The 24,039-nt window shown below is 68.4% G+C and carries 20 protein-coding genes and 1 riboswitch; of the genes, 4 read left to right on the top strand and 16 right to left on the bottom strand.

The features are described from left to right. Nucleotides 1–48 precede the first annotated feature (48 nt). Nucleotides 49–2,844, bottom strand: coding sequence for a TonB-dependent receptor (locus ABDW31_RS15280; RefSeq protein WP_343699082.1), 2,796 nt, complete (start codon nt 2,842–2,844; stop codon nt 49–51). A 295-nt stretch (nt 2,845–3,139) separates the two neighbouring features. Between ABDW31_RS15280 and ABDW31_RS15275 the strand changes: the two genes are divergently transcribed. Then, a complete protein-coding gene (locus ABDW31_RS15275) occupies nt 3,140–3,748 on the top strand; it encodes a DUF2939 domain-containing protein (protein WP_184719572.1) in 609 nt (202 codons plus the stop codon). Here ABDW31_RS15275 and ABDW31_RS15270 read toward each other — a convergent pair. Genes ABDW31_RS15270 through ABDW31_RS15225 form a run of 10 tightly spaced genes read right to left on the bottom strand, consistent with a single transcriptional unit; the run spans nt 3,745 to nt 13,933 of the window. Continuing rightward, nucleotides 3,745–4,230: a protein tyrosine phosphatase gene (locus tag ABDW31_RS15270; protein WP_343699081.1), complete on the bottom strand. Its 486-nt coding sequence runs from the start codon at nt 4,228–4,230 to the stop codon at nt 3,745–3,747. The genes ABDW31_RS15275 and ABDW31_RS15270 overlap by 4 nt on opposite strands. Beyond that, nucleotides 4,227–4,994, bottom strand: a complete 768-nt coding sequence (gene cobS / locus ABDW31_RS15265) for an adenosylcobinamide-GDP ribazoletransferase (protein WP_221444676.1) — start codon at nt 4,992–4,994, stop codon at nt 4,227–4,229. Before cobS ends, ABDW31_RS15270 begins: the two co-directional genes overlap by 4 nt. After that, nucleotides 4,995–6,026 carry a nicotinate-nucleotide--dimethylbenzimidazole phosphoribosyltransferase gene (gene cobT, locus ABDW31_RS15260; RefSeq protein WP_184719574.1) on the bottom strand — a complete coding sequence of 344 codons (1,032 nt, stop codon included), beginning with the start codon at nt 6,024–6,026 and terminating at the stop codon, nt 4,995–4,997. Next, nucleotides 6,023–7,483 carry a cobyric acid synthase gene (locus ABDW31_RS15255; protein ID WP_184719577.1) on the bottom strand — a complete coding sequence of 487 codons (1,461 nt, stop codon included), beginning with the start codon at nt 7,481–7,483 and terminating at the stop codon, nt 6,023–6,025. The genes cobT and ABDW31_RS15255 overlap by 4 nt, the downstream gene beginning before the upstream one ends. Further along, nucleotides 7,471–8,397: an adenosylcobinamide-phosphate synthase CbiB gene (cbiB, locus tag ABDW31_RS15250; protein ID WP_343699080.1), complete on the bottom strand. Its 927-nt coding sequence runs from the start codon at nt 8,395–8,397 to the stop codon at nt 7,471–7,473. Before cbiB ends, ABDW31_RS15255 begins: the two co-directional genes overlap by 13 nt. Continuing rightward, nucleotides 8,387–9,160 (bottom strand): ABC transporter ATP-binding protein, encoded by a 774-nt coding sequence (locus ABDW31_RS15245; protein ID WP_184719581.1) that lies wholly within the window; start codon nt 9,158–9,160, stop codon nt 8,387–8,389. Before ABDW31_RS15245 ends, cbiB begins: the two co-directional genes overlap by 11 nt. Further along, entirely contained in the window at nt 9,157–10,143 is a 987-nt protein-coding gene (locus ABDW31_RS15240; RefSeq protein WP_184719583.1) for an iron ABC transporter permease, read from the bottom strand. Before ABDW31_RS15240 ends, ABDW31_RS15245 begins: the two co-directional genes overlap by 4 nt. After that, nucleotides 10,140–10,976 (bottom strand): ABC transporter substrate-binding protein, encoded by an 837-nt coding sequence (locus ABDW31_RS15235; protein WP_184719585.1) that lies wholly within the window; start codon nt 10,974–10,976, stop codon nt 10,140–10,142. The genes ABDW31_RS15240 and ABDW31_RS15235 overlap by 4 nt, the downstream gene beginning before the upstream one ends. Continuing rightward, nucleotides 10,973–11,971: a threonine-phosphate decarboxylase gene (locus ABDW31_RS15230; protein WP_184719587.1), complete on the bottom strand. Its 999-nt coding sequence runs from the start codon at nt 11,969–11,971 to the stop codon at nt 10,973–10,975. The genes ABDW31_RS15235 and ABDW31_RS15230 overlap by 4 nt, the downstream gene beginning before the upstream one ends. A gap of 9 nt (nt 11,972–11,980) precedes the next feature. Further along, entirely contained in the window at nt 11,981–13,933 is a 1,953-nt protein-coding gene (locus ABDW31_RS15225) for a TonB-dependent receptor (RefSeq protein WP_184719589.1), read from the bottom strand. 145 nt (nt 13,934–14,078) lie between these two features. Further along, a riboswitch (cobalamin riboswitch) is annotated at nt 14,079–14,268 on the bottom strand. A gap of 36 nt (nt 14,269–14,304) precedes the next feature. Between ABDW31_RS15225 and cobU the strand changes: the two genes are divergently transcribed. The 3 genes from cobU to mazG all read left to right on the top strand — a co-directional run bounded on the left by cobU (nt 14,305) and on the right by mazG (nt 17,755). Further along, complete coding sequence (cobU, locus tag ABDW31_RS15220) at nt 14,305–14,814, top strand: bifunctional adenosylcobinamide kinase/adenosylcobinamide-phosphate guanylyltransferase (protein WP_184719591.1); 510 nt, start codon at nt 14,305–14,307, stop codon at nt 14,812–14,814. A gap of 765 nt (nt 14,815–15,579) precedes the next feature. Then, complete coding sequence (locus ABDW31_RS15215) at nt 15,580–16,965, top strand: MFS transporter (protein ID WP_184719593.1); 1,386 nt, start codon at nt 15,580–15,582, stop codon at nt 16,963–16,965. Then, nucleotides 16,937–17,755, top strand: coding sequence for a nucleoside triphosphate pyrophosphohydrolase (gene mazG, locus ABDW31_RS15210; RefSeq protein WP_184719595.1), 819 nt, complete (start codon nt 16,937–16,939; stop codon nt 17,753–17,755). Before ABDW31_RS15215 ends, mazG begins: the two co-directional genes overlap by 29 nt. 6 nt (nt 17,756–17,761) lie before the next feature. On the opposite strand, the gene hflX is transcribed toward mazG, so the two are convergent. The 5 genes from hflX to ABDW31_RS15185 form a co-directional block, all read right to left on the bottom strand. Further along, the gene (gene hflX / locus ABDW31_RS15205) at nt 17,762–19,099 is read right to left on the bottom strand and encodes a GTPase HflX (RefSeq protein WP_184719597.1); all 1,338 of its coding nucleotides are present in this window, start codon (nt 19,097–19,099) and stop codon (nt 17,762–17,764) included. Between the two features lie 13 nt (nt 19,100–19,112). Then, the gene (gene hfq / locus ABDW31_RS15200) at nt 19,113–19,361 is read right to left on the bottom strand and encodes an RNA chaperone Hfq (protein WP_013079113.1); all 249 of its coding nucleotides are present in this window, start codon (nt 19,359–19,361) and stop codon (nt 19,113–19,115) included. 172 nt (nt 19,362–19,533) lie between these two features. Then, on the bottom strand, nt 19,534–20,397 hold the full coding sequence (locus ABDW31_RS15195; RefSeq protein ID WP_184719599.1) for a D-amino-acid transaminase: 864 nt from the start codon (nt 20,395–20,397) through the stop codon (nt 19,534–19,536). Beyond that, nucleotides 20,398–21,786 carry a nitrogen assimilation response regulator NtrX gene (gene ntrX, locus ABDW31_RS15190; protein ID WP_184719601.1) on the bottom strand — a complete coding sequence of 463 codons (1,389 nt, stop codon included), beginning with the start codon at nt 21,784–21,786 and terminating at the stop codon, nt 20,398–20,400. Next, a complete protein-coding gene (locus ABDW31_RS15185) occupies nt 21,783–24,026 on the bottom strand; it encodes a PAS domain-containing sensor histidine kinase (RefSeq protein ID WP_184719603.1) in 2,244 nt (747 codons plus the stop codon). Before ABDW31_RS15185 ends, ntrX begins: the two co-directional genes overlap by 4 nt. Nucleotides 24,027–24,039: the final 13 nt, after the last annotated feature.

Genomic DNA, 24,039 nt, shown 5'->3' with positions numbered 1-24,039 from the left:
GGAAAAGGCGCCCCTCCGCAAGGGAGGAGCGCCTGATCCTGGTCGTCTTTAGAACTTGTAGCTGAGACCCATCATGTAGGTCGTGCCGCTCTGGTTCTGGTTATACAGATAGCGGTTCTGACCCCAGAACTGGGTGTCCTTCTGGTTGGTCAGGTTGATCGCGTTGATCGAGGCCTGCAGCTTCTCGGTGATGTTGTAGAAGGCCGAGGCGTCGACATAGGTCGAGGCTTCGAAGCCGCGGGTGCTGGCGCTCATCACGGAGTCGTTGCGGCCCGTGTACCAGCGGTCGCGATGGCTCATCGAGCCGCGCACGCCCCAGGTGTCGGTCTCGTAGTAGAGCGTGGCGTTGTAGCTGCTCTTCGAGATGCCGGTGAACGCCTCGTCCGCGTCGACATAGGTGTAGTTGGCGGTCATGCCCATCTTGTCGAACGGCGCGGGCAGGAACGAGAACTCGGTCTGCACGGCCAGCTCGACGCCGGTCAGCTTCTTGGTGCCGTCCACATTGATCGGCATCGAGAATTCCGTGACGATCGTATTGGCCGTCGCGCCCGGAACCGTGGTGTGCGGCACACCCGTCTGGCTGAAGGGCACGTTCTCCAGCATCAGCGAACCGATGAAGTTCGTGATGTTCTTGCGGAACACGCTGGCCGAGACCAGACCGACACGGCCGAAGTAGTATTCCAGCGACAGGTCGAGCGTCGTGTCCTTGTAGGGCTTCAGGTTCGGGTTGCCGCGCGAGGCGGTGATCTTGCCGAACGTGCCATCGGCGTTCAGCTCGTAGGCCGCGCTGCCTTCGGCCGCCATCGAGCCCATGCCCGGACGGTTCAGGTTCTGGGTGGCCGAGAAGCGCACCAGCACTTCCGGCGTCAGCTCCAGCACCGAGTTCATGGCCGGCAGGACGCCCGAATAGCTGCCCTTCACGTCGGTGGTGCCCAGATAGGCGTAGCTGTCGCCCTGGATCCAGCCGGTGCTGTGGGTGTCGGTCTGATAGCCGCGCAGACCGATATTGCCGCGGAAGCGCTTGCCGAACAGCTGGGTGTCCCAGTCGGCCTGGACGTATTCCGAGATGGTCTCTTCGGTGGTCGTGTAGACGTTCTCGATGTCCTGGATCGCGCCGCCAGTGCCGTCGGTATTGGGCTCCATGCGGTGGTATTCCTTGTACTTCGCGAAAGCCTTGTCGTAGTCGCCGATCAGCCACGAGCCGAAGTTGTTCTTGAACACCGACGTCACGTCGCCGGCGGCCGTGCCGCGCATCTTCGAGCGGGTGCCGTTGACGTTGTCGTCATAGAACTTGTCGATGCCGTTCTGGCTGAAGCGGTGATAGGCCACGCCCGCGCGCAGGGTGAAGACGTCGTTCAGCTCGTAGCGCGCGTTCAGCACGCCTTCCTTCAGCTCGGACTCGTTGTTGAAGGCGCGATAGTAGAACGAGTCCATCGCGTAGTTGGCGGGGTTGGTCATGTCCGAGTTCGGATAGTCGAACGACACCGAGCGGCCGTCGCTGCCATAGTTGGCGACCAGGTTGCCCTTGGCGCGCATGTACAGCTTGTCGTCGTAGGGCGTCTTGTAGGTCGACTTCTCGTAGCCGACATGGCCGTCGAACGACAGGCGGTCGGTGGCGTCCCACTTGCCGGTCAGGGCCAGCTGGTTGAAGCGGTTCTTGTTCAGCGAGCGACGGTTCTCGCTGCCGAACGTCGCGCCCGTGACATCGGTCATGGTGACGTAGTTGTTGGCGTCCCAAGCGATGTTGTTGATCGTCGAGGCCTTCTGGAACATCGCCGGCCAGACGCCGCCGGCGGCGGTGTCGAACGCGATCGAGCCCGACGACGACAGCGGACGCGTGGCCAGGTGCAGCTCGTTGCGGCGGGTGGTGAAGCGGCCGTGCAGGGCGTCCAGCGTGAACAGCAGCTTGTCCGTCGGCTGCCACTGCAGGGCGGTGGTCACGCCCAGGCGCTCCATCTTGGCGTTCCACGACGAGACACGGTTGCCGTCGGCGAAGTACAGGTCACCCGATTGCAGCTTGGCCTGCTGGGCGGCGCTCAGCTTGGAGATATCCAGGCCCTTGGCGACCAGCGACTTCATCGTGTCGGCGCTGGGCTTGGCGTAGTTGTAGGTGTTGCGCCCCTGCTCGGTCGTCTCGCGCTTGCCGTAGGCGACCGAGACCAGCGCACCGAAGGTGTTGTCCCAGTTGTGGCTGAACAGGGCGGCGACGCGCGGCTGCGCGTCCTTGGTGTACTGGTTGGTGCCCAGCTTGACCGAGACCGCGCCCTTCGAACCCGGGGCGTAGTCGAACGGCTTGCCGGTGAACAGGCCGACCGTGCCGGCCATGCCGCCTTCGTTCTGGGCCGCCTGGAAGGTCTTCTCGACCTCGACCTTCGAGAACAGTTCCGAGGCGAAAATGTTGAAGTCGAAGGCGCGGTCGCGCGAGCGTTGGCCGCGGCTGTCCTGCGCCGAGTCGACGTTGCCCAGCACTTCCATGCCGTTCAGCTGCACGCGGGCGAAGTCGGGGCCCAGGCCGCGCAACGAGATCCGGCGACCTTCGCCGGCTTCACGATTGATCTGCACGCCCGGCAGGCGCTGCAGCGATTCGGCCAAGTTCAGTTCCGGGAACTTGGCCATGTCCTCGGCGACGATGGCATCCTTCAGGATCACCGAGTCGCGCTTGAGGGCGCGGGCGTCGCTCAGCGACTTGCGAAAGCCGGTGACGACGATCTCGTCGACGGCGTCGCTGGAGGCCTGCTGGGCCAGCGCGGACGACGAGGCGCCGGCGACCATCACCGAGACGGTGGCCAGCAGAATGTTCTTGTGGTTCGGGCGCATGCCCCGAACGGGATGTTGTTTCGACATGAGAGAGCTCCCCCTGGTCCCAACTGGTATGGACCAGACGGCTTTAAGCAGCTTGTGGCGACACCTCCGTGACAGTTCCTTGTCCAATGCAGGAATTCGCTTCAGAGCGATCAAATCGCATCCAGGGGCTGGCAAAATGGCCATATCCCTAGAAAGCGCGATAGCCGGCCGCACGTCGAAATCCGCCCTGGACTATACCAAGAGCGCTTTTTCAGCCTGAACACGCGCCACCGGCGCTCGGTCGTCGGTTGACCGCCCCGTCCCGCCTCTGCCCCTATTCCAGCTGGAGGATCCGATGACTCGTTCGAACCGTTTGCTGATCGGCGCCGGCGTTGCAGCCGCGCTTGTGCTGGCCGTCGTCTATTTCGCCTCACCGATTCTGGCGTTGAAAGGCCTGACCGACGCGGCCAAGGCCGGGAATCGCGACGAGCTGGCCCAGCGGGTCGACTTCCCCGCCGTGCGCGAGAGCCTGAAGATCCAGCTGAAGGCGGTGATGACCCGGTCGTTCGCCCAGGATCCTGCGCTGCGCGACAACCCGTTCGCGGCCCTGGGCCAGATGCTGATGGTTGGCGTGGTCGACAAGGCCGTGGACGCATACGCCACGCCCGACGCCATCGCCGCGATGGTGGCCGAGTCCCGGCCGCCCAAGGAGATCTCGACGACGGCCCCGCCGCCCGGGCCCCAAACCGCCAGGCCTGAGACGGCTGCGCCGGCCCCACCCGCGCCGGACAAGACCAAGATGGAGACCCGCTACGCCTATCAGGGCCTGAACCACTTCCGGGTCAGCTATCACGAGCCCGGCAAGCCGGAAGACAGCGACTTCCGCCTGATCCTGGAGCGCCAGGGCTTCTTCAAGTGGAAGCTGGTGCGGATCGAGCTGCCCGGCGCCCTGGGCCAGCCCTAGTCCAGCCGCCAGTCGATCGGCGAGCCTTCGAACGCGTCAGCGCCGCGACCCAGGTCCGCGATGGCCCGGCGCATGGCCCCGCCTCGGCGCAGGCTGTCGTCCGCCAGGCTCACCATCAGGGCGTTCGGCGTCGCTTCTGGACAGGCCTGGCGCAGGAAGGCCGCCAAGGCCGCCTCCTCGCCCGCCGGCCGGTGGGCGCAGGCCAGGGCATAGGCCGCCGCCGTCGAGCGGCTGACGCCGGCGAAACAGTGGATCAGCAGCGTGCCGCATGCTCTCAGCGCCAGAATGGCCGCGATGACCTCGGCGTCCGGCGCCACTAGGCCCGGCCGAGGTTCAACGATGTCGTTGAAGCGCAGCACCGTGCGCGGCGCGGCGATCGGCGCCAGCTCGGCGTCCGGCGACACCAGGCTCAGCACGTGATCCACCGGCTCGCGGGCCAAGATCTGCGCCACGTGCGAGCCCGCGGCCACCAACAGCCTCACGACAGCAGCGCCCCGGCGCCCAGCAGGAAGCCAACCTCGAACACCTGCTCGACCCCGCCCAGCACATCGCCCGTGTGGCCGCCGATCAGGCGTTTAGCCGTCAGCGTCAGGGCGACCGCCAGGATCGCGCCGCCCGCCAGCCCCGCCGCCACGGCCTCGCCCGGCATCAGGAACAGCGGCCAGGCGGCGATAGCCAGAGCCAGCAGCACCTCGCCCGTCCGTACGCCCTGCGGCGTCGGTTTCCACTTGCCGGCGTCGCCGCTGGGCGCATAGGGCGTCAGGCGCATGACCACCACGGCGGCGGCCCGCCCGGCCCCATGGGCGGCCAGCAGCATCAGCGCCGCCGACACCGCCGGCGTCTGGGCCAGCACCATCACCTTCAGGCCCAGCACCAGGACCAGGGCGCAGACGCCATAGGTGCCGATGCGGCTGTCCTTCATGATCTCCAGCCGGCGTTGGGCCGTCTGGCCGCCACCCAGGCCGTCGGCGGTGTCGGCCAGGCCGTCCTCGTGAAAGGCTCCGGTGGTCAGGATCCCGACGCCGATCGCCAGCAGGGCCGCGACCGGCCCGCTCCAGGCGTGCTCGGCGGCGACCAGAATGCCGGCGCTCAGCGCGCCAACCATCTGGCCGACCAGCGGAAAATAGCGCGCGGATCGCGTGATCCAGTCGGGCTCGAAATGCGCCAGGGCCGGGGTTGGGGCGCGAGTCAGGAACTGCACCGCGCAGACCAGCAGTCGCAGCTCGTGTCGGACCCGTGCGATCATCTAGAGGCGCCTGCTCAGCACGTCATCCAGGCTGGCGACGTCGCTCAAGAGGCGCGAGGCCGCCCGCACCAGCGGCAGAGCCAGCAGCGCGCCAGTGCCCTCGCCCAGCCGCAGGTCCAGGGTCAGCAGCGGCTCGACCTCCAGCATCCGCAGCATCAGGGCGTGACCCTGCTCCGCCGAGCGATGGCAGAACACGCAATAGTCGGCGACCTCCGGGACCAGCTCGATGGCCACCAGCGCCGCGGCCGAGACGATGAAGCCGTCGACCAGCACGGGGATGCGGGCCGAGGCCGCGCCGATCACCGCACCAGCGATCATGGCGATCTCCAGTCCGCCGAACTCGGCCAGGACCTCCCGCGGCTTGGTCGCGTCCGATCGCGCCGCCGCGCGCTCGATCGCCGCCCTCTTGCGGGCCAGCCCCTCTGCATCGTGACCGGCGCCCAGGCCGACGCACTGGTCCAGCGGCACGCCCGCCAACCGGTGCATGATCAAAGCGGCCGAGGCGGTGTTGCCAATGCCCATTTCGCCCAAGGCCAGCACCTCATAGCCCTCGCGCGCGGCGTCGACGGCGATCTGCGCCCCGCGCACCAAAGCCAACGACACTTCGTCGGCGGTCAGGGCCGGTTCGACGGCGGCGTTGCGCGTGCCGTGACGCACCTTGCGGTCCAGCAGGTCCGGATGGGCCGGCAGCTCGGCGTCCACCCCTGCGTCGACCACCTTCAGATCGGCTCCGACCGCGCGGGCGAAGGCGTTGGCGCTGGCCTTGCCGGCCAGGAAGGTGGCGACCATGGCCTGGGTGACGCTGGCTGGATAGGCCGACACGCCCTCGGCGGTCAGGCCGTGATCGCCGGCGAACACCAGCAGCAGCGCCTTGTCGTAGGCCGGCTGCGCGCCGTCCGCGATCAGGCCCAGGTGCACCGCCAGGGTTTCGATCCGCCCCAGCGCCCCCAGCGGCTTGGCCTTGCCGTCGATCGTGGCGCGCAAGGCTGGCGCAGCGGCGGTGTCGACGGGCGTGACGGACGGCAGGGTCATGACGAGATCTCCAGGCCGGCCAAGGCGGCCAGGGCGGGAATGTCGAAGGCTTGTTCCAGGACGGCGGCAATCTCGTCCAGCGCCTGGTCGATGCGGATGTCCTGGTCGACGCCGTTCGACACCGCGCCCAGCTCGGCCAGCAGCGCCGCGCGGGCCTGCCCCTGGTCGAACAGTCCGTGGACATAGGCGCCGCGCACCCGGCCGTCGGCCGACACCGCGCCGTCCGTCACGCCATCGTCGAACGTCAGCATCGGTCGCTGGGCGCCGGTCGTACGGCCAACATGCATCTCATAGCCGGCGAACGGCGCGCCGCCGGCCAGGTGACCGCTCACGGGCCGCAGGGTCTTGTCGCCCGTCATCACCGTCTCGACGTCCAGCAGGCCCAGCCCTTCCACCGTGTCCGGAATGCTCTCGACGCCATCAAGGTCGGACAGCCGCTTGCCCAGCATCTGATAGCCGCCGCAGACACCCAGCACCCTCCCGCCACGCCGCACGTGGGCCGCAAGGTCGATGTCCCAGCCCTGGGCGCGGAAGAAGGCCAGGTCCGCCAGGGTCGCCTTGGTCCCGGGCAGGATGACGAGATCAGCGTCGCCCGGCAGCGGCGTGCCCGGCGGCACGAAGGCGAACTCCACGTCCGGCTCGCTGCGCAGGGCGTCGAACTCGTCGAAATTGGCGATCCGCGACAGCATCGGCACGACGATGCGCACCTTGCGGCCGTCGGCGCCGACGGCGCGGTCCAGCACTACGGCGTCCTCGGCCGGCAAACGTCGCGCCGCCGCCAGCCACGGGGCCATCCCCAGGTCCGGCCAGCCCGTGCGGCGCACGATCTCGGCCCGGCCGTCCTGGAACAGGCTGGGATCGCCGCGGAACTTGTTGATCAGGAAACCGCGCACCATGGCCCGGTCGGCGTCATCCAGCACCGCGTGGGCGCCGACCAGGGCGGCGATGACGTGGCCACGGTCGATGTCGCCGACCAGCACGACGGGCACGTCGGCGGCGATGGCGAAGCCCATATTGGCGATGTCGCCGGCCCGCAGATTGATCTCGGCCGGACTGCCGGCGCCCTCGACGATGACCAGATCGCTTTCGGCCTCGAGCTTGCGGAAGCTCTCCAGCACCGTATCCAGCAGGGCGGCCTTGCGCTCCTGATAGCCGCGGGCCTTCCACGTCCCGGCCATCTGGCCGCGCACCACCAGTTGGGCGCCGACATCGCTCTGCGGCTTCAGCAGCACCGGGTTCATGTCGACGGTCGGCGGGGTGCGGCAGGCGACCGCTTGCAGCGCCTGGGCGCGGCCGATCTCGCCGCCGTCGGCGGTCACGGCGGCGTTGTTGGACATGTTCTGCGGCTTGAACGGCCGCACGGTCAGGCCGCGATTGGCGAAGAGGCGGCACAGGCCCGCGACCAGCACCGACTTGCCGACGTCGGACCCGCAGCCCTGGATCATCAATGCCGCCATGCCAGTCCTCCTGCAGCCAGCATCAACCAGAGGATCGCGCAGGCCGCCAGATAGACCTTCAGCGCACGGGCAACATCGCCGGCGTCGGGCGCCCTGCCCTGGCCCAGCACCGGACGGTTCGAGACCTCGCCGTCGTACCAGGCCGGCCCGCCCAGCTGGACGCCCAGCGCCCCAGCCATGGCCGCCTCGGGCCAGCCGGCGTTGGGCGAAGAATGCTTGCCGGAGTCGCGCCACATGGCCGTCCAGCCGCCGCGCCCGGCCACGGCGACCAGCACGCCGGCCAGCCGCGCCGGGATCAGGTTCAGCAGGTCGTCGAAACGCGCCGAGGCCCAGCCGAATCTGCGCCAGCGTGGCTCGCGGTGGCCGATCAAACTGTCGGCGGTGTTGACGGCCTTGTAGACGAACAGGCCCGGCAGCCCGGCGACCACGAACCAGAAGATCGGGGCGACGACACCGTCGCAGAAGCTCTCGGCCAGACTCTCGATGGCGGCGGCGGCGACACCGGACTCGTCGAGCCGGGCGGTGTCACGTCCCACGATCATGCCGACGGCCGTCCGGGCGCTCTGCAGGTCGCCGGCGCGGAGCGGCTTGGCGACCGCGCGGACGTGATCGTACAGGCTGCGCTGCGCCAGACCGACGACGCCGACGATGACCACGGCCCAAGGCCCGCCGAACTTCGTGATCAGCCAGCCGGCCAGGCCGCTGACGCCGACGATGATCAGCAGGGTCAGGACGCCCAGCACCCGGCGCAGGGCCTCGCTGAAATCCGGCCTGTTCAGTCGCGCTTCCAGGGTCGAGATCAGCGTCCCGATCCAGACGACCGGATGCGGCACGCGCCTGTGCAGGGCGTCGGGATAGTCGAACGCCGCCTCCAGCGCTGCGGCCGCCAGCACCAGCCAGGGACTAGCCGACACGACCCAACACTTCGATCAGCGGGCCAGCTTCGCCCTCGTGGCGCCGGACCGTGACGCCGTAGACGTCTGCCAGGACATCAGGCGCCAAGGCCGTCTCGGGCGCGGCGTCGATCACCAGCTTGCCATCGCTCAGCACCAGCACGCGATCGGCGAAGCGGGCGGCCAGGTTCAGGTCGTGCAAGGTGACGATGACGCCCCGGCCCTCCTCGTGGGCCATACCGCGAAACAGTGACAGGGCGTCCAGGGCGTGGGCAGGGTCCAGCCCCGTCAGCGGCTCGTCGGCCAGCAGCCAGTCAGTCTCGCCGGCCAGGGCGCGGGCGATCAGGGCCCGGGCCCGCTCGCCGCCGGACAGTCGCGTGACGGCTCGGTCGGCGAAGTCTTCCAGCCGGGCCTTGGCGATGGCGTTCTCGACGACGACCTTGTCCTCGCCGCTCAGCCCGAAAGCCCCCAGGTGCGGCGTACGGCCTAAACCGATGAATGCGCGAACATCGACATCCCACGCGATTTCAGGGCTTTGCGCCAGAAAAGCGATATGGCGCGCGCGCTGGCGACCGGGAATGGCGGCGACGGCGCCCTCGCCCAGCAGCGCCTGCCCGGCGTCGGGCTTGCGCAGGCCGGCCAGGCACGACAGCAGGGTCGACTTGCCGGCGCCGTTGGGCCCGACGATGGCGATCACCTGGCCGCGCGCGAAGTCGGCGGTGACGCCGTCCAGCACCCGACGCTCACCGAAGTTCAGCGTGATGGTCTGGGCCCGAAGGTTCATGCCAGTCTCCGGCGCATGGTGATCAGCATCCACAGGAAGAACGGCCCGCCCAAAATGGCCATGGCCACGCTCAGCTTGATCTCGCTGGCGGCGGGCGTCATGCGCACCAGGATGTCGGCGGCCAGGGTCAGGACGGCTCCGCCCAGGAACGACGGCCACAGCACCGCGCTGGGCTTGGAGCCCAGCAGCGGCCGCAGCAGGTGCGGGGTGATCAGGCCGACGAAGCTGATGACGCCGGTCACCGCCACGCTGGAGCCGACCGCGACGGCGACGCCGATGGCCATCAGCAGGCGGGTGCGCGACAGCTCCACGCCCAGCGACTTGGCGCCCTGCTCGCCCAGGGTCAGGGCGTCCAGCGACCGGCCCAGGGTCAACAGCAGCAGGCCGCCAGCGATCACGCCCGGCGCGGCCAGCTTGACCTCGTCGACGCTGCGATCGGCCAGCGAGCCCATCAGCCAGTTGAGGATCTCGTTCACCGCCCACGGGTTCGGCGCTAGGTTCAAGGCCAGGGCGATGGCCGCGCCGCAGACGGTCTGAATGACAAAGCCGGCCAGCAGGAAGGTGACGATGCTGGAGGTCACCCCGGCCAGGGACAACAGCACGGCCACGCCCAGCGCCGCGCCGATCATGGCGCCGGCCGGCAGGATCCACACCGCCTCGGCGGCCGCGCCCAGATAGAGGGTCAGCACCGCCCCCAGCGCCGCCGAGGTCGAGACGCCCAAGGCCGCCGGATCGGCCAGCGGGTTGCGGGTGTAGCCTTGCAACGCCGCGCCGGAGAGGCCAAGAGCCCCGCCGACCAGGATGGCCAGGATGGTGCGCGGCAGGCGCAGGCCGAAGACGATGGCCCAGCGCGGGTCTTCGCCGTGCGAGGTCCAGGCGCTCCACGGCGTCCAGACGCGGCCGGCGCACAGGCTGAGGCCGAACAGCACGACCAGCGCGGCCGCCAGCACCGCGCAGATCAGCCAGGCGGATCTGATCCTCATGCGCCCTCCTTCAGAGCTTGGGCCCGCGCGCGGGCCATGGCGGCGGCTGTGTCGATCAGGACAGGGCCGCCGCAGTACAGGAGCTTCTCGGGCACGCGGACCAGGCGCATGCGACTGGAGATCGACTTCAGCGCCGGATGGGTCATGACCCGGTCGGCCCAGCTGCGCGCGCCCGGCGCCGGCTCGCCGACCAGCAGCACCTGAGGCGGATCGGCCAGCAGGCGCTCCAGCCCGACATTGCCCCAGGTCTTGAGGCCATAGCGGCGCGCGACGTTCTCGAAGCCGGCCTGGTCCATCATCTCGTCGACCAGGGTGCCGGGCCCCGCCGCGAAACCGTTGGGCTGGTAGATCAGGGCCTGCAAGCGGCGCGCGCCCGCCGGCGGCGCGGACGCGGCGATCGCCGCCTCGATCCGCGCGACCAGGACCTCGCCGCGCTGCGGATGGCCGATCAGGCCGGCGATCTTCCGGACCTGGGCCAGGCTCTCGGCGACCGACTTGGGCACCTTGAAGCGGTGCACCGGCACATGCAGGCGCTTGAGGGCGTTACGGGTGGCCAGGGCCGAGTGCTGACTGGCCAGCACCAGGTCGGGCCGCAGCGAGATGATCTCCTCGGCGCTTTCCCAGGTATAGGGCAAGGTCTTGGCCTGGGCGGCGACGGTCGAGCCGTGCGGCTCGCGGGCATAGTGGCTGAGGGCGGCGATCTGGCCGCGGTCGGCCAGGTGCACCAGCATGGCGTCCAGACAGTTGTTCAACGACGCGATCCGGCGCGGCGCAGCCTTGGACGGCACGGCCAGCGCCAGCGCTCCGCCAATCATGTCGCGACGGGTGCTCATGGTTGAAGCGCCTCGCGAACGCGATTGAAATCCTTACCAGATGGCAGACCAAAACGAAGTCGGCTGGGAAGATCCGCGAACGGCCGCGTCAGCACACCCCGGGCGCACAGTCGTGAGAACAGGTCGTGGGCGTCGGCGACCTCGACCCAGCGGAAGAGATCGCAGCCGCCCAGCACCGTCAGACCGGCCTCGGCCAGCAGTCCGTCCAGCGCCTGCGCCTGGGACGCCAACGACGCCTGGGTCGCCGCGCGCCAGGTCACGTCGGCATAGGCGCCCAGGCCCAGCGCCAGGGCGTCGGCGCTCAGCGGCCAGTCGCCCAACATCAGGCGAACTTTCGCCGCCATGTCTTTGTTCAGAATTAGAAATCCGAGCCGCGCTCCAGGCAGGCCGTAGAACTTGCCGAACGAGCGCAGCACGATCAGCCGCTCGATCTCCAGATCGGCAACGCTGAGCGCGGGCGCGACCTCGCCGAAGGACTCGTCGACGACGGTCCAGCGGCCAGCGGCCGACCGTGTCCGGGCCAGAGCCTCGAGCGCGTCCCGCTCGATCCGGCGGCCGTCGGGATTGTTCGGATTGACCAGCACCAGGATGTCGGCTTCCAGGTCCGGCGCCGGTACGGCCATCCCCCGGTCGCCCCAGGCCTCGGTATGGCCGCCATAGATCGGGCTGACCAGGGCGGCCTGGCCGCCCAGGAAGCCGACCAGCAGCCGCAGCCCCGCCTCGGCCCCGGCAACCGCCACGACCCGCGCGGGGTCAGCGACGCCGAAGGCCTTGGCCGCCACGGCCTCCAGCCGTGCTAGGTCCCGCGGATCGGGCAGACGCGTCAGCGCCTTGGCCGACGCGCGCGGCCCCGGCCACGGATCAGGATTGATGCCGGTCGAGAGGTCCAGCCACGGCCAGGGCGCGTCCGGCCAGGCGGCCATCGCCTCATGGAGACGGCCGCCGTGCCGGAAGGCGCCGATATAGGGGCCCGTTATGTGTTTTTGGGCCGCCATTCTCGGATCCTAGAAGCGAGCCCGCAGGCCCAGGAACGCGCCACGACCCGGCGCGCCATAGTTCAGGATGGTCTGATAGTCCTTGTCGAACGCGTTCTCGACCCGGCCGAAGACCTCATAGGTCTCGTTGATCGGATACGAGGCGCGCAGGTCGACCAGGGTGTAGCTCTTCACCACGACGGTGTTGGCGTCGTTGTTGAAGGTCTTGCCCACGTGACGCGCCGCCACCGTGGTGGTCAGGCCCACAGGCCAGCGATAGCCGACCGACAGATTGCCCATGTTCTTGGGGCGACGGGTCAGCTGCTTGCCGGCGCTGGTACCCGACTCCGACTGGGCGTCGGTATAGGTGTAGTTGCCGGTGATGGTCAGGCCCTCGACGGGCTTCACTTCACCGATCAGCTCCAACCCTTGCGTCTTGGTTTTCTGGATGTTGCGGTAGTAGCCGAAGCGGAAGACGCCGCCGGGCGTGCACAGCGGATCGGTCGAGCCCGACGAGCAGCTGTTGTAGCGGATCTCGTTGTCGGCCTCGCGGTTGAACCAAGTGATCGAGGCGCGGGCCTTGCCCTCGAAGAAGCGCTGCTCGACGCCCGCGTCCCAGCTGTCGAACTCTTCGGGCGACAGGTTCAGGTTACCGTACTCGCTGTACAGCTCGTAGAGGCCCGGGGCGCGGAAGCCCTGGCCGAAGCTGGCGCGCAGCACGGTGTTGCCTTCGTTCAGCGCCCAGGCGGCCGAGGCTTGGCCCAGGGTGTGCGAACCATAGGTGTCGTGGTCCTCGTAGCGGACGCCGGCAGTCAGGGTCAGGCCCGGGATCACCTCAGCCTGCAGCTGACCGTAGACGCTGTCGACGCCGACGCGGCCACGGCTGAAGGCCGGGTTGGGGTTGCTGGGCAGCGGCGAGCGCGTGCGCATGCGCGACTTCTCGCTCTCGGCGCCGAACGTGGCCGAGACCGCGTCCGAAACCGCGAACACGCCCTGATATTCCCAGCGCTTGTTCTTGCCGGCGGCGTCGAAGGTCAGCGGCACGGCGGGACGCGCGGGGTTGATGTTCTCGCGGTCGGTGTCGGTATAGGCGTAACCGACGCGGTTGTTCCAGCGACCGTCCAGCAGGGCGAAGTTCAGGCCCGAATAGACCACCAGCTCGTTGGTGCGGCCGTATTCGACGCTGTCGCCGTTGAAGGCGTCGAAGTCGTTCTTGCCTTTCGAATAGACCGAACGCACCTCGGCCGAGATCGCGTCGCTGAACTTGTAGCGCAGGCGGCCCGACAGGCCGGTGTTGTGATAGCCGTCCTTCTCCTTGCCGGTCTTGTAGGCCGAAAAGCCGTCGGTCGAGTAGAAGCTGCCGGCCACGCGCCAGACGATCTTCTCACTGGCGCCGCCCAGGCCGCCACGGATGTAGCCGGTCTGGCGCGAACCGCCTTCGACGTCCAGCGAGCCGCCGAACGGCGTGGTCGGATCGGCGGTCACGATGTTGACCACGCCACCGATGGCCTGGCTGCCCCACAGGGTCGACTGGGCGCCGCGCAGGACTTCAATGCGGGTGATGTCGCCGACCAGCAGGTTGCCGCTGTTGAAGCCGCCCTGGGTCGAGGACGGGTCGTTCAACTTGACGCCGTCGATCAGCACGACGGTGTGCTGGGTCTCGGCGCCGCGGATGTTGAGGCTGGTGGTCGTGCCCGGACCGCCGTTACGCACGAAATTGACGCTGGGCTGCTGGGCCAGCAGTTCGACCACCGACACGGCCTGGCTGGCTTCGATGGCGCCCTGGGTCAGCACCGTGACCGACGCACCGATCTTCTCGATCGGTTGGGCAGTGCGGGTGGCGGTGACGACAAGCTCGGCGACGCCGTTGGCGCCGGCCGAACCGGCGACGTCGGCCTCGGGAGCCTTCTGGTCATCGGCGAGAACCGGGCTGGCGATCAGGACGGTGGAGATGGCGGTGGAGCTGAGAAATGCTCGGATCATGGTCTTCTTTCCCCTTCTGAACGACCCGCGCGCCAAGCCGGGACGAACACGAAGCGGTAAGCCGCGCGTCCGCCTCGGACCGTCGCGCGGTCCTGTGACTGTCGTTTCTCGGGAAGACCCGTTCGTTCGGCGCACCCCGGCCGAGCGATGAACGACTGCGCCGGGCAGGTCTCCTGGCTCACGGGTCAATGCTCTTGGCGTCGCCTTCCCAGGACTTGAGATCCCAGTGGCGTATGACGCGAGAGCTCGCCGCTTACAGTTGCGGGGGCAGCCGAGGTCTTGAACCTCGTTCCCTTTTAATCCTCTTTCGAGGAGCCTGATGCAGCGCCTGCCGTATATTGTGCGCCGCACACCGTCAATGTGGAGCTTTCATGACCGCGACCCTGGTGCTGGGCGGGGCCCGTTCCGGCAAGAGCGCCTTCGCCCAGAAAGCGGCTGAAGGCGCTGCGGCAACCGGGCGCGCGACGCTGATCGCGACCGGACAGGCGTTCGACGACGAGATGGCTGAGCGGATCGCCCGCCACCAGGCCGACCGCGGCGAATCGTGGATCACCGTCGAGGCGCCGCTGGACCTGCCCGAGGCGGTGGCCGCCCTCCCCGCCGACGCCGTGGCCGTGATCGACTGCCTGACCCTGTGGCTGTCGAACCTGATGCTGAACGACCGCGACGTGGAGGCGGCGGCAACGGCGCTGGTCGAGGCGGTGGCGGCCTGCCCGGCCCGGCTCTGGCTGGTCAGCAACGAGGTCGGCCTGGGGCTGGTGCCCGAAACGCCGCTGGGCCGCCGCTTCCGGGATGAGGCTGGGCGGCTGCATCAGCGTCTGGCCCAGGTGGCGGACGAGGTGTTCTTCGTGGCGGCGGGGCTACCTCTGCGGATGAAGTAGGAAACACCCGCGCGGGCACGAGCATAAATCCCTCTCTCATAGAGAGAGGGAGGGGCCCGCGCCGTTAGGCGTGGGAGGGTGAGAGGTTAGGCGAAGCCGGTCAGTGGTTTCGCACATCTCTCTGGTTTTTCAGGGACTATTCGGTGAGCGGTGTAACCTCTCACCCTCCCATGCTGCGCATGGGCCCCTCCCTCTCTCAAAGAGAGAGGGGACGAGCGCTTCACGAGCGTTCCCGCTCTTCCATCCCCCCCTCCGAAACCTGCCGTAATCTCTACCCACCTCGTCGCGGGGAAGGGCGCATGGCCAGCGACCGGTTGCGGCGGCGGGGTGTGATCGAGCGGGGACAGGTTCGAGGGGGATACTCGAACGGTCCGGGGACCTGCATCGCTGCCAGGCCCGCCCGCCGTCGGCGTGGTCGAAGACCAAGGGGTGCGTCTTAGCCTGTATTGGCTCGCCTTCTTCGACCTCTGGAGCTTGCCGGAAACGGCGAGGTCCAGGTCCCGGTAAGGCCTGAACAGGGCCACCTGTCGGGACGCTGGCGCAGAACGGTCACGCGGAGCGTCTGGCTTCGTCGAAACGGTATCAATTCTACACACCTCCGGACGCTGTCCGGCGCTCCGCGTCCCTTTCCATCGTCCCTTCAGCGGCTGGCCGCGTGAAGCGGCGGACGCTTGAGCGAAGTCAGGACTAGCGTCCGACGCGCATTGCTCGCACACTCGTTTTAAACAGCGTTCAAATGGCGCTCAGTACGGGGAGGAGTACGTCATGACCCAGCGGGTTTCGTCCTGGTCGCTGGCCCGGTTTGCCGGTCCCGCCATCCCCATCTCGGCGATGGGCCTGCCGCTGGTCGTGTACCTGCCCGAATACTACATCAACTCGCTGGGCCTGCCGATGGCGATGGTCGGCGCGGCCTTCCTGATCGTCAAACTGGTCGACATGATGCTGGACCCCGTGCTGGGCGGCATGATGGACCGGACGCGGACGCGGTTTGGCCGTTTCCGCCCCTGGCTGGCGGCCGGCACCCCGATCATCGCGATCGGCACCTTCGCCCTGTTCATGGCCCAGCCGGGCGTCGGCCCGCTGTACCTGTGGTTCTGGCTAGCCGTGCTCTATGTCGGCTATTCGATGGTGGTGCTGTCCCAGACGGCCTGGGGCGCGGTGCTGTCCACCGACTACCAGCAGCGCTCGCGTGTCTTCGCTTGGTGGCAGGGCGCCAATGTCGTGGGCATGATCCTGGTGCTGTGCCTGCCGCCGATCGTCACCGGCATGTTCAAGGGCGACCACCTGGACAGCATGCACGCCATGGGCTGGTTCATCGTGCTGCTGGCGCCACTCACCGTGCTGCTGGCGGTGACCACGGTCGGCGAACCGACCGCGCCGCCCCGTCACGGCAAGACCGGCCTGAAACAGTATCTGAACCTGCTGACCCGCCCCTCGGTCCGACGCCTGCTGATCGCCGACCTGCTGATGGGCCTGGCGCCGGGCATCGCCGGCACGCTGTTCCTGTTCTTCTTCGAGCGGATGAAGGGCTTCGACAAGACCCAGGCCGGCATCCTGCTGCTGATCTATTTCATCGCCGCCCTGGCCGGCGCGCCGCTGTGGCCAATGCTGGCCAAGCGGATCGGCAAGCACCGCGCCCTGGCCGTGGCCTCGGTGATCTATGCCGTCGTTCAGCTGACCGCCGTCATCACCCCACCCGGCGAGCTGGTGCTGGGCATGATCGTGCTGGTCCTGGCCGGCCTGCCCTATTCGGCCGCCCAGCTCTTGGTGCGGGCCATGATGGCCGACATCGGCGATGAGGAGCGGTTGGAGAGCGGCGTCGACAAGACCGGCCTGCTCTATGCGATCGTCACCGGCACCGTGAAGCTGGGCTACGCCCTGGCGGTGGGCGTGTTCATCCTGCTGGGCATGATGGGTTTTGATCCCAAGACGCCGACGCCCTCGGGCGATGCGGCGCTGGTCGGGCTGTACGCCTTCGCCCCGGCGATCCTGGGACTGGTGGTCGCGGCGGTGATGATGCGCTATCCGCTGGATGAGAACCGCCTCGCCGAGATTCAGCGCCAGCTCGCGGCGCGGGACGCGACGGGCGGCCATACGCCGCCTCCAGCCGAACCGGGTCACGATGCCATCCTCCCCGCCCCTGCCGAGTGACGAGAGCCACCCGATCTTCCGCCTCGTGGAGATCATGGCCAAGCTGCGCGATCCGGACGGCGGCTGCCCCTGGGACCTGGAGCAGACCTTCGCGACGATCGCGCCCTACACGGTGGAGGAGGCCTATGAGGTCGCCGACGCCATCGAGCGTAACGACCTGCCGGAGCTGAGGGACGAGCTGGGCGACCTGCTGCTGCAGGTCGTCTTCCATTCGCGGATGGCCGAGGAGCAAGGGGCGTTCGACCTGAAGGACGTGGTCACGGCCATTTCCGACAAGATGATCCGCCGCCATCCGCACGTGTTCGGCGACCACGCCTATGACGACCTGTCGGCCCAGGTCGCCGGCTGGGAGGAGCTGAAGGCCCAGGAGCGCAAGGCCAAGGCCAAGACCGGGGTTCTGGACGACGTGCCCACCGGCCTGCCCTCCATGACCCGCGCCGTGAAACTGACCAAGCGCGCCGCCCGCGTCGGCTTCGACTGGCCCTCGGCGCGTGAGGTGCTGGATAAGCTGCGCGAGGAGACGGCGGAAATCGAGGTCGAGATCGAGGCCGGCGACATGGCCAAGGCTCGCGAGGAGCTGGGCGACATCCTGTTCGTCTGCGCCAACCTGGCCCGCAAGCTGGACGTCGATCCGGAGGACGCCCTGCGCGCCACCAACGCCAAGTTCGCCCGCCGCTTCGCCTTCGTCGAGGCGGGCCTGGCCCAGCGTGGCAAGACGCCGGACCAGTCCGATCTCGCGGAAATGGACGCGCTGTGGAACGACGCCAAGGCGGCCGAAAAGAAGGGCTAGTCGCCGCTACTCTACAGGGCCGACCAGCGCGCCGGGGAACTGGCGCTCAAACCGGCCCAGAGCCTGGCTATCTAGCCGCGTAACGATCGTCACTTCGCCGGCAGGACCGTCGTAGCGGCTCAGGACCCGGCCGTTGCGATAAAGCCAGGCCAGGGCCTGACCATCCTGGGCCAGAAGCTTGATCTCGACCGGCGGCGAGTCGTCGATCAGGCCGCTGATCCGGCGCAGCAGGGCCTCGCAGCCCTCGCCGGTCACGGCTGAAACGGCCGAGGCCTCCTTGCGGCGGGCCTGACCCTCGATGACCTCGCGATCCTCCTCGTTCAGGAGGTCGACCTTGTTCCAGACCTCGACGACGACCTTGCCCTCGTCAAACGTGACGCCCAGCTCGGACAGCACCGTCTCGACGTCACGGGCCTGGGCCTCGCTGTCAGGATTGGCCACGTCGCGGACGTGCAGCACGACGTCTGCCTCCTGCACCTCCTCAAGGGTGGCGCGGAAGGCCTCGACCAGCTCGTGCGGCAGGTCGGAGATGAAGCCGACGGTGTCGGACATGATCGCCGGCCGCCCGTCGGGCAGCTTCACGGTGCGCAGGGTCGGGTCCAGGGTCGCGAACAGCATGTCCTTGGCCAGCACCTCCGCCTCGGTCAGGCGGTTGAACAGCGTGGACTTGCCGGCGTTGGTGTAGCCGACCAGAGCGACCGTCGGATACGGCACCTTCTTGCGGGCGCTGCGGTGCAGGGTCCGCGTGCGGCGCACTTCCTCCAGCTCTTTCTTGAGCTTGATAATCGTGCCCGCGATCAGGCGGCGGTCGATTTCGATCTGGGTTTCGCCAGGGCCGCCGGTCGAGCCGGTGCCGCCCCGCTGGCGCTCCAGGTGGGTCCAGGTGCGGACGAGGCGCGAGCGCTCATAGTCCAGCCTAGCCAGCTCGACCTGCAGCTTGCCTTCGCGGGTCCGGGCCCGGCGGGCGAAGATCTCGAGGATCAGCCCGGTGCGGTCCACGACCTTCACCTTCAGCGCCTTCTCGAGATTGCGCTGCTGGATGGGCGTGAGCTGATCGTCGAAGACGGCGACGTCGATGTGCTCGACCTCGCAGATCGCCGCGAACTCCTCGACCTTGCCCTTGCCGAACAAGGTCGCAGGTGTCACCGCCCGCAGCGGGGCGATCACGGTTTCGACGACGTCGAGATCAAGCGCGATGGCGAGGCCGACGGCCTCCTCGAGCCGGGACTTGGGATCCCGGGCTTCGAGGGCCGCCTGGCCGCGCAGCTGCCGCGCCGGATGGATGACAAGCGCCTTCAGGATCGGCGCGGCGTGGTCAATCGACCTGGATGTAGACTTGGACAAGCGACCCTAGAAATCAGTCGTCGGAGTCGGCGCTGGGCTCATAGAGCTGAACGGGCTGCGCCGGCATGATGGTGGAAATGGCGTGCTTGTAGACCAGTTGCGACTGGCCATCGCGACGCAGCAGGACGCAAAAATTGTCGAACCAGCTGACCACGCCCTGCAGCTTCACGCCGTTGACCAGGAAGATGGTGAGCGGCGTCTTCGACTTGCGCACGCTGTTCAGGAACGTGTCCTGGAGGTTTTGCTTCTTTTCGGCAGACATCGGGGGTTCCCCTCTCATTGTTCTCGGAGGGCCACACGCCCCCCACACAAACAAGTCCATGCTAGAGGATTTTTCGCCGAAAGCGACAAGTCGTCGGCGAAATTTTCCGCATGGTTAAGCGCCACAAGGTCGTCCTGGCCGGATATTGCTCCGATCCCAGACAGCTTTGAGGTCAGACGGCTTTCTGGCGCGCCCGCTCAATATAGAGCGCCCGAAGCTTGGTCGCCACCGGGCCGGGAACGCCGTCGCCCAGTTTCACCCCGTCGACCTGCACGATTGGCGTCACCAGCGAGCCGGCGCCGGTGATGAAGGCCTCCTTGGCGCCCTGGGCCTCGGCGATCGTGAACGGCTTCTCGTTGATCGGCAGGCCGGCCTCGCGGATCACCTCCAGCAGGGTCGAACGGGTGATGCCGCGCAGGATGTTGGCGTTGGTGTCGCGGGTCCGCAGGTTGCCCTCACCGTCGACGATCCAGGCGTTTGACGAGGCGCCTTCGGTGACCAGGCCCATGTCGTCGACGAACCAGGCCTCCAGCGCGCCGCGCTCGCGGGCCGCCTGCTTGGCCAGGGCGTTGGGCAACAGGCCGATCGACTTGATGTCGCAGCGGCCCCAGCGGTTTTCAGGAACCGAGATCACCGACGCGCCCTTGACGGCCTTGGCGTTGGTGGCGGCGCGATCCAGCGCCTTGGCCGTGACCACGACGGCCGGCAGGACCGCCGGGTTCGGGAAGGCGTGGTCGCGCTTGGCGACGCCGCGGGTGACCTGCAGATAGACCAGACCCTCGCGCACCTTGTTACGGCGCACGGCCTCGCGCAGCACCATGGTCAGCGCCGCCTGGCTCATGGGATGAGCGATGCGCAGTTCGTCCAGGCTGCGCCACAGGCGGGTGAAGTGGCCATCGGCGTCGGCCAGCTTGCCGTCGAACACCGCCCAGACCTCATAGACGCCGTCAGCCAGCTGATAGCCGCGATCCTCGATATGCACGGCGGCGTCGCCGTGACGCACGAAGCGGCCGTTCACATAGGCGAAACGCGACATCTACTCTTCCTCTTCGGCCCGAGCGCCGGCGACGCCCAGGGACTTCAGCTTCCGGTGCAGCGCCGAGCGCTCCATGCCGATGAAGTTGGCCGTGCGCGAAATGTTGCCGCCAAACCGCAGGATCTGGGCGTTCAGATATTCGCGCTCGAACAGCTCGCGGGCCTCGCGCAGCGGCAGGGCGATAATCCGCTCGGCGCCGATGGCTCCGGCGTTGCCGGCGCTGGGCTGGTCGGGACCGGCCAGCATCTCGGCGGTGATCACGTCGCCCGGCTCGCCCGATGCCAGGATCAGCATCCGCTCGACGTTGTTGCGCAGCTGGCGGACATTGCCCGGCCAGGTCTGCACCTGCAGCGTGGCCAGGGCGTCCTCGCCCAGGCGGCGGCGCTGCAGGCCGGTGGCCTCGCTGATGCGCTCGACGAAGAAGTTGATCAGCTCCGGAATGTCCTCGCGCCGCTCGGCCAGGCCCGGTACGCGCACCGGCACCACGTTCAGGCGGTGGAACAGGTCTTCGCGGAAGCGGCCGCCGGCGATCTCGTCGCGCAGATCACGAGAGCTGGACGAGATGACGCGCACGTCGACCTGCACGTCGCTGTCGCCGCCCACGCGGCGGAAGCGCTGCTCGACTAGGACGCGGAGGATGCGCCCCTGGGTCTCGCGCGGCATGTCGGCCACTTCGTCGAGATAGAGGGTGCCGCCGTGGGCGCGTTCGAACACGCCGATCTTGCGCGGACGGCCGCCCTCGCCTTCCTCGCCGAACAGCTCGACGTCCAGGCGCTCGGGCGCCATGCCGGCCGAACTGACCGCCACGAACTCCTGACGGGCCCTGGCGCTGGCGCCGTGGATCAGGCGAGCGACCAGCTCCTTGCCCGAGCCGGGAGGGCCGGACACCAGAATGCGGCTGTTGGCGGGGGCCACCTTGACGATCAGCTGGCGCAGGGCCTGGGCCGGGGCCGACTTGCCGATTAGGCCGTCCGGGGCCAGGGTCTGGGCGCGCAGCCGGCGGTTCTCGCGACGCAACCCCGCCGCCTCCAGCGCCCGCTCGACGATCAGCAGCAGGCGGTCGGACTTGAACGGCTTTTCCAGGAACTCGTAGGCGCCGCGCTTGATGGCGCTGACGGCCGTCTCGATGTTGCCGTGGCCGGAAATCATGATCACCGGCAGGTCGGCGTCCAGCGCCTTGACCATGTCCAGAAGCTCCAGGCCGTCCATGCCGCCGCCCTGCATCCAGATATCCAGGACCAGCAGCGCGGGCTTGCGGCCCCGGATCGCCGCCAGAGCCTGGTCGGAGTCGGCGGCCGTCCGCACGGCATAGCCTTCATCCTCCAGGATGCCGGCCACCAGTTCGCGGATGTCGGCTTCGTCATCCACAACAAGAACGTCGGCGCTCATATCATCTCCTCAACGCCACTGATGGCCGCGGCTGGCAGTCGCGCGGTCGTCGGAAACTTCAGGATCACGCGGGCTCCGGGGAGCGCGCGAGCATCGGTCAGGACCAGGCTACCGCCATGGTCCTCCATGATCCGCTTGACGATGGCCAGGCCCAGGCCCGTCCCCTTCTCGCGGGTGGTCACGTAGGGTTCGGTCAGCCGGTCGCGATCCTTGGCCGGCAGGCCTACCCCGTTGTCCTCGACCGTCACGCAGAACTCGTCGGCAGTGGAGGTCAGAATAGCGGTGATGCGGCCGGCCAGCTCGGGCTCGACCGCGCGGCGGCCGCCCACGGCCTCGCCGGCGTTCTTCAGGATGTTGGTCAGCGCTTGGCCGATCATCCGCTGGTCGCACGTGACCCAGACGTCCTCGCCCCCCGGCTCCTCCAGCTTGACCTCGATCTCGGCGTCCTGGAAGCGCTGGGCGAAGACAGCCTGGCGCAACATCTCGGTCAGGTTGGCCGGCTCGAAGCGCGGCGCCGGCATCCGGGCGAAGGCCGAGAACTCGTCGACCATCCGGCCGATGTCGCCGACCTGGCGAATGATCGTGTCGGTGCAGCGGTCGAAGGTCTCCAGGTCGCTGGCGATCTCCTTGCGGTACTTGCGGCGCAGGCGCTCGGCCGACAGCTGGATCGGGGTCAGCGGGTTCTTGATCTCGTGGGCGATGCGGCGCGCCACGTCCTTCCAGGCGGCATTGCGCTGGGCGGCGACCAGGCGGGTGATGTCATCGAAGGTCAAAACCAGGCCCTCGGCCACGTGGCCGGCGGCGCGGACGCGCAGGCGGCGGGTCTCGCCGTCGCGCATGATGTCGACCTCGACGTCAGTGTCGGGCCGGCTCTCACGCAGGGCCTCCATCACCGTCTCGAACTCCGGCGCCAGCTGGATCATGTCCGCGCCAACCGCGTCATCCGACAAGGCCAGCAGCGTCACGGCGCGCCGGTTCAAGGCCGAGACACGGCCGTGCTCGTCCAGGCTGACCACCCCGGCGCTGACGCCCGACAGAACGGTCTCGATGAACTGGCGACGGCTCTCGGCGTCCAGGCTGGCGGCCTTCAGCGCCGCCTGCTGCAGTTGCAGGTCGCTGGTCATCATGTTGAAGGCGTTGGAGAGCGCGCGGATCTCCTCGGGCCCCTTGTCAGCCTCAACCCGGGCGTCTAGGTCGCCGCCTGACACGCGTCCGGCCGCCTCGACCAGCCCCGCGACGGGGCCGGCGATGGAGTTGGCCGCGGCGATGCCGACCCAGATGGCCGCCACCAGCACCAGCAGCGCTGTCTCCAGATAGGAAAGACCGAAGATCGCCTGGATCCGGCCGCGGCTGCGCTCGGCGTCGCGGTACGAGACCAGGGCGTCCTGGGTCTCGATCAGGTGGTTCAGGATGCCCCGCTCGATCGGCCGAACGACATAGAGATAGCCGTCTGGGAACGCCTTCAGCTTGTACAGCGCTCGGAAAAGGTCGGTCGAGACGAAACGCTGGGCGCTGACCTCGCCGCTGTCGGTGCCGTCATAGCTGGACGGCGGCGGCGCCAGGAAGGGCGGCGCGTCGCGCGCCTCGGCCCGGGCCAGGATGCGCCCGTCGCGGTCCAGCACATAGGCGGCCGAAAAGCCGTTGTCCTCGGTCAGCCCGGCCAGGAAGTGGCCGAACGCCACCGGCGACTGCGACAGCGCCGGCGCGGCCTGGTTCAGGGCGCCGGCCATCGGGCCGACGTGCTCGGAGATGTATTTGGTCTGCTGCTCGACGTACGAATTGGCGACCTTGGCCGAGTTGCCGACCACGGTCTGGACGCGCTGGCTGAACCAGCCATCCACGCCGCGATTGACCAGCACGCCGAAGAACAGGGCCACGATCACCGCCGGCGCCACGGCGGCCAGCGAGAACAGCCCCACGAACCGCAGGTGAAGACGGGCGCCGGCGTCGCTGGCCCGGGCGTCGATCAGGTCGTAGAGGCGCAGGCCCACTACGGTGGCGACGCCCAGGATCAGCACCAAGTTGAAGCCCAGCACCACCAGGATGACGGTGCTGGCCGTGCTGATCGAATCGGTGCGCGGCGGCGAGGACGCCAACGCGACGCCGGCGACGGTCAGGATCACCGCCAGCGCGTAGCCGCCACCGACCAGGTAGCGCGATCGCAGAAGCGCCCGCCACCAGTCCCGGCTGAACCGGGTCGGCGGGTCCTCAGGCCGTGTCGCGTAAGCCACAGAAGACATCGCAGCGGACTTT

Source organism: Caulobacter sp. (genome assembly GCF_039596335.1).
Taxonomy (GTDB): domain Bacteria; phylum Pseudomonadota; class Alphaproteobacteria; order Caulobacterales; family Caulobacteraceae; genus Caulobacter.
This window is presented reverse-complemented; position numbering and strand designations above follow the sequence as displayed.